This window comes from Rubrivirga sp. (assembly GCF_049648075.1).
In the GTDB taxonomy this organism is placed as follows: domain Bacteria; phylum Bacteroidota; class Rhodothermia; order Rhodothermales; family Rubricoccaceae; genus Rubrivirga.
In genome coordinates this window covers 1-4,908 of sequence record NZ_JBARYR010000047.1, presented here as the reverse complement: position 1 = coordinate 4,908, position 4,908 = coordinate 1, and the positions used below count along the sequence as shown (strand labels likewise).

Here is a 4,908-nt window from a genome sequence, read left to right as displayed (position 1 = left end):
ACCGGGCACCGGTCGTGCAGCGCGCCCGGCTTCACGTCGAGGACGGGGCCGTCGCCCGTCTCCGCGCGTCCGCCGGCCTGCTCCACGATGAACGCCATCGGGTTCGCCTCGTACATCAGGCGGAGCTTCCCCTGCGGGTTCCGAGCGTTCGCCGGGTAGACGTAGACGCCGCCCTTGATCATGTTGCGGTGGACGTCGGCCACGAACGAGCCGATGTACCGCGTCGTGTACGGGCGCGGCGGGTCGTCGTCGGGCGCCTCGCGCTGCATCCACTTGATGTACTCGCGCACGCCCGGCTCGAACGAGTTGTAGTTCCCCTCGTTGACCGAGTACATGCTCCCCCGCTCCGGCGTCTGGATGTCGGGGTGCGACAGCAGAAACTCGCCGATCGACGGGTCGAGCGTGAACCCGTTGACGCCGTTGCCGGTGGTGTACACCAGGATCGTCGACGAGCCGTAGATGACGTAGCCGGCGGCCACCTGAGCGCGGCCGGGCTGGAGCGCGGCCTCGAGGGTGACACGCCCGACGTGGTCGTCGGGGACGCGGTAGATCGAGAAGATGGTGCCGATGGAGACGTTGACGTCGATGTTGGACGAGCCGTCGAGCGGATCGAACAGCACGACGTACTTGCCCTGGCAGTCGTCGAACAAGAGCGGGATGGCCTCGGCGTGCTCCTCGGAGCCGATGAGGCAGACCTCGCCGCCGCGTCGGAGCGCGCGCACGAAGGCCTCGTGGGCGAGGACGTCGAGCTTTTTCTGGTCCTCGTCCTGGACGTTGACCGTGCCGGTCTCGCCGAACAAGTCGACCAGGCCCGCCTTGCGGACGTCGCGCTCGACCATCTTGGCCGCGACGGCGATGTCGCGCAAGAGGCGGGAGAACTGGCCCTTGGAGCCGGGCGACTCCTTCTCGCGCTCGATGATGAACTGCTCCAGTGTCACGAACGACGCCCCGCTGTTCGCCAGTGTCGAGTCGGCGTGGCCGTTGGCTGTTGTTTCCACAGGTTCGGAAGGGCTTCCAGAGAGGATGTCCAAGCTACCCCAGCACGCTTCCGGTCTCGGTGAGCGTTTCGAGCATGCGCGCCGTCCTCGGCCCCATGTCAGCGCCGGCCCGCCATTCCTGGACCAGCCGGTCGAGGGCGGCCGCATCGTCCACGTCGTAGTGACTGGGCAACACGACGGGCTGCAGTCCGACCTCGAGGGCGGCCTCGAGGGTGTCGTCGAAGACGCGCTCGTGGCTGTAGTCCATGTCGAAGACCGCGGGCGCGACGTCGTTCAAGCCGAGGAGGTAGTAGCCGCCGTCGTCGCTCGGCCCGATGACCGCCGTCATCGGATCGGCCATGGCATCGAGGGCGAGGCCGAAAAAGTCGAGCGGCAGCGTCGGGTGGTCCGTGCCTACCACGACCGCCCGGTCGTGCCCTGTCGCGAAGGCCTGGACGAACGCGCGCATCATCCGGTCGCCCAGCCCACCACCTCTCTGCTCGAGGGTCTCGACTCCGGCCGGCACGTCGGCAAACGCGTTGGCGGCGCCGGGCCTGGTCGCCAGGTGCAGCCGTATCGAGACGCCCGTCTCTCTCCCCCACCGCGCGTACCGGTCGAGGGCGTCACGCAGAAACGCGTCGTACAACCGAGCCGCCTGCTCCGGCGAGAGCGGCGGGCTCAGTCGCGTCTTGACCCGGCCGGGCTCGGGGACCTTTGCAAACACGAGCAGCGCCGCGTTCACGACTCGTCCGCCTCGGCCTCGAGGGCGTCACGGTCCTGCGCGCTGTCCCCATCGGGGAGTTGAAAGGGCTCGGCGAAGGTGACCGTGAACCCGTCCTCGGAGGGCAGCGGGACGGCCGTGATTCGCAGGGTCGTGTCGAGGTCGTCGTGCGTGTAGTCGAGCCTCGTATCGAACCGGGCTCCGGTCTCCACGACCCCGACGTAGGCGTCGAACAAGCCGGTCTCCCGGTTTCCGGGAAAGACGTCGAGCAGCCTCTCGCCGATCAGGTCGCGCGCCTCGCGTCCCACGATCTCGCTCGCTCGCGTGTTGACGACCAGGAACTCAAAGTCGACGACGTCGCGGTCGTCGTTGCGGACGGAGCGGAACGCGATGACGCCGTCCGGCGAGGCCTCAAGGACGGAGCGCAGGACGCTCTGGGTCCGCTCGGTCGCGGCGACGGACTCGCGGAGGTCGCTGACGTCGTGGAACGAGACCACGACCGCATCGGGCGCGCCGTCTTGGTCCTCGTCGATCGGGGTCGCGTTGACGCGGTACCACCGGACGCCGCCGCTCGGAGGGCACACGCCCTGGATGGCGCCTCGAACCGGCACGCCCGTCGTCAGCACGGAACGCTCCGGGAGATCCTCGGGCTCGATAAGGTGCCCCTCGAGGTCGATCATCGGCCAGCGCTTGGTGACGGCTCCTTCTTGCGTCAGCCCCTCGTCAGCGTCGAGACCCAAAAACGCTTGAGCGGACGGGTTCGACATGATGAGTCGGAAGTCCGTGTCCACCACGATCACGCCGGCGTCCACCGTCTCCACGATGGACCGGTAGCGCTCCTGCGCCATGGCGCGCTCCTCCTGAATCCGCCGGGCCTCGATCCGCCGACCGATAGCCTGGGCCATGACTTCGATGAGGTCTCGCTCGGACGACGAGAACCCGTTCTGCCGAGGCTCGGGCGAGACAAAGTTGAGCGTCCCCACGATCTCGCCCTCGACGTAGATCGGCGTCCCGATAAAGGCCCGGAGCCCTCGGTTCGAGCACGCCGGGTGCGCCGGGTTCTCGTCCTGGGCATCGGCGTAGACGACCGTCGACTCGCGCTCGAGGACGGCGTCGCAGAACGCCTCCCCGATGGGGACCGTCAGGCCTGGCTCGAGGGCGGGGTCCGGTGCGATAACGGCCTCGAGGCGGTACAGCCGCTCGCCGGTCTTGGGATCGAGCGGCGTCGCGGACAGGATCCCGATGGGGAGATCGAACATGTCGCGGCCGGCCTCGAGGTAGGCGCGGACGCGGTCTTCGTGCGAGCCGTATTCCTGCGTCGTGATCCCGTGCAAGATCTTGAGGTCATCGGAAAACGCCTCGAGTTGCTCGGTGCGCTCATCGACGGCCCGCTCGAGGCGAGAGTTGGCGCGGGCGAGCTCTCGTCGAAACTGGCGGCTGTCCGAGTCGTCGCGGCACAGGGCGATGACGCACAGCCGCCCGTCGTATTCGACCAACCGGGCGGCCGTCGACATGGGGAGTTGAGTCCCGTCGCACGTCAGGTGGACGGAGTCGAAGGTGGCGCGGCGCGTTCGGCGCAGCTCGGTGAGGGACACCGAGAGGTCGACTCGGTCGAGGTCGATAAGGTCTCGCACGGTCATCCCGCGGAGTTGGTCGGCGGTGTAGCCGTACCGAGCGACCGCGGCCTCGTTGAAGGCGATGAGCGGCTCGGGGCCATCGGGACCTAGCGGGTACACCAGCAGCACGTCGTCGATGGCGTCGAACAGCACCTCGAAGCGCGCTCGCACCCTCTGGACCTCCTCCTGCGATTGGCGGAGCGCGCGGACCTCGGCCCGGTCGCTCACGTCCTCGAAGACGACGGCGACATCGCTCTCACTGATTGGGAACGCCCGGACGGCGAACAGCGACGACTCGATTCGGTCGTCGCCGTACTCGATGGTCCCGAGATCGCGAGACGTCTGCGTTCGGACGACCTCAGCGTAGAGCTCGGCGAACTCCGTCTCCGCTATCCCCGGGGCCACCTCCGTGAGAAGCTTCCCCGTCTCGGCCTCGAGGTCGAGCCCCGTGATCTCGCTGCTCGCGGGGTTCGAGTACACGACCCGCAGCGACCCGGCGTCGTCGGGGTTCTCCAAGCGGTAGACCGAGATCCCGAGCGGGAGTTGGTCGAGAAGGTCGGGGCCGAGACGCTCGGCGGCGGTCTTTGTAAAGAGGCCCATGCGGTCGAGGAAGTGCCGCAGGGGTGCGGCCGAGTGGTATGGACAGGCCGGGCTCTCGTTCCTGAGATCTGCGCCGTTTCGTAGAGCACCTGAAAACGGTATGCCAGGCAAGCCACTACACGATCAATTCGTGCCTATGCGCCTCTCCAGCCCGCTACGAGCGACCCGACCGGCCCGACCGCCGCGCCACGGGTGCGAGCGCGTCCGATGACGCGGTCGAGGGTGTCTAGTCGAGACGCCCACCCGGCCGTGTCCCCGCCCATCTGGTTGTGCCACAGCACGACGGCCACGCCGCCGGCACGCTCGGCCGCCTCGAACACGTTCGTGACCGCGTCCTCGAGGGCGGCACCGCGCAGCTCGCGGTAGTCCGTGAGCGTCGTGTCCATGACGGCGAGCGGCATCTCCCACAGCTCCGTGACGGCGTCGGCCTCGAGGTCGAAGACGCGAAACGGGTGGCTCGTGCCGCGCCGGAACCCCTCGTTCTCGGCGAACCCCAGCGTGCTGTCGACGCGGACGCCGGCCTCGAGCAGATCGCGGAGCGTGTCGGGGTCGGACCAGCGGAGAAAGTGGGTTCGAGCCAGGGTCGGCGGGTGGCCGAACGCGTCGTGGAAGCGGGAGCGCTCGGCCTCGAGGCGGTCGGGCCGACCGTACGTCCCGTACCCGGGATGCCAGCCGACTTCGTGACCGCTGTCGCTCCACGCGGTCAGCGTCTCGATGAGCCACGGGTCGAGGCCGCCGGGAACGTCTTCTTGTGTCCACGCTCCGGGCTTGACGAACCAGGTCGCCCCCGCGTCGTGCCGAGCCGAGACGCCCTCGAGGTCGAGGACGCTGGCCCGTCGCCGGTCCGGTCCGAACGCCCGCTGAGCGGCCTCGAGGACGCGGCCTCGACCCAGACTCCCCAGGCCCGCGCGCAGCCGGTGGGTCCGAACCGCATCGAGGTCGTGGGTCACCGCGACGGCCCACGGCTTGCCACCCCACGTCCGCTGCCCGACCT

3 protein-coding genes and 1 pseudogene are annotated in these 4,908 nt (G+C 68.8%); all 4 read right to left on the bottom strand.

Going from position 1 to position 4,908, the window contains the following annotated elements:
• On the bottom strand, positions 1–998 hold a 998-nt coding region (gene fbp / locus WBA11_RS01345; protein ID WP_424518936.1), incomplete at its 3' end, for a class 1 fructose-bisphosphatase.
• 34 nt (positions 999–1,032) lie between these two features.
• Positions 1,033–1,719 (bottom strand): TIGR04282 family arsenosugar biosynthesis glycosyltransferase, encoded by a 687-nt coding sequence (locus WBA11_RS01340; RefSeq protein ID WP_424518935.1) that lies wholly within the window; start codon positions 1,717–1,719, stop codon positions 1,033–1,035.
• A complete protein-coding gene (locus tag WBA11_RS01335; RefSeq protein ID WP_424518934.1) occupies positions 1,716–3,914 on the bottom strand; it encodes a PAS domain-containing protein in 2,199 nt (732 codons plus the stop codon). Before WBA11_RS01335 ends, WBA11_RS01340 begins: the two co-directional genes overlap by 4 nt.
• Positions 3,915–4,048: 134 nt before the next feature.
• A pseudogene (locus WBA11_RS01330) lies at positions 4,049–4,908 on the bottom strand (hypothetical protein); the annotation flags it as partial.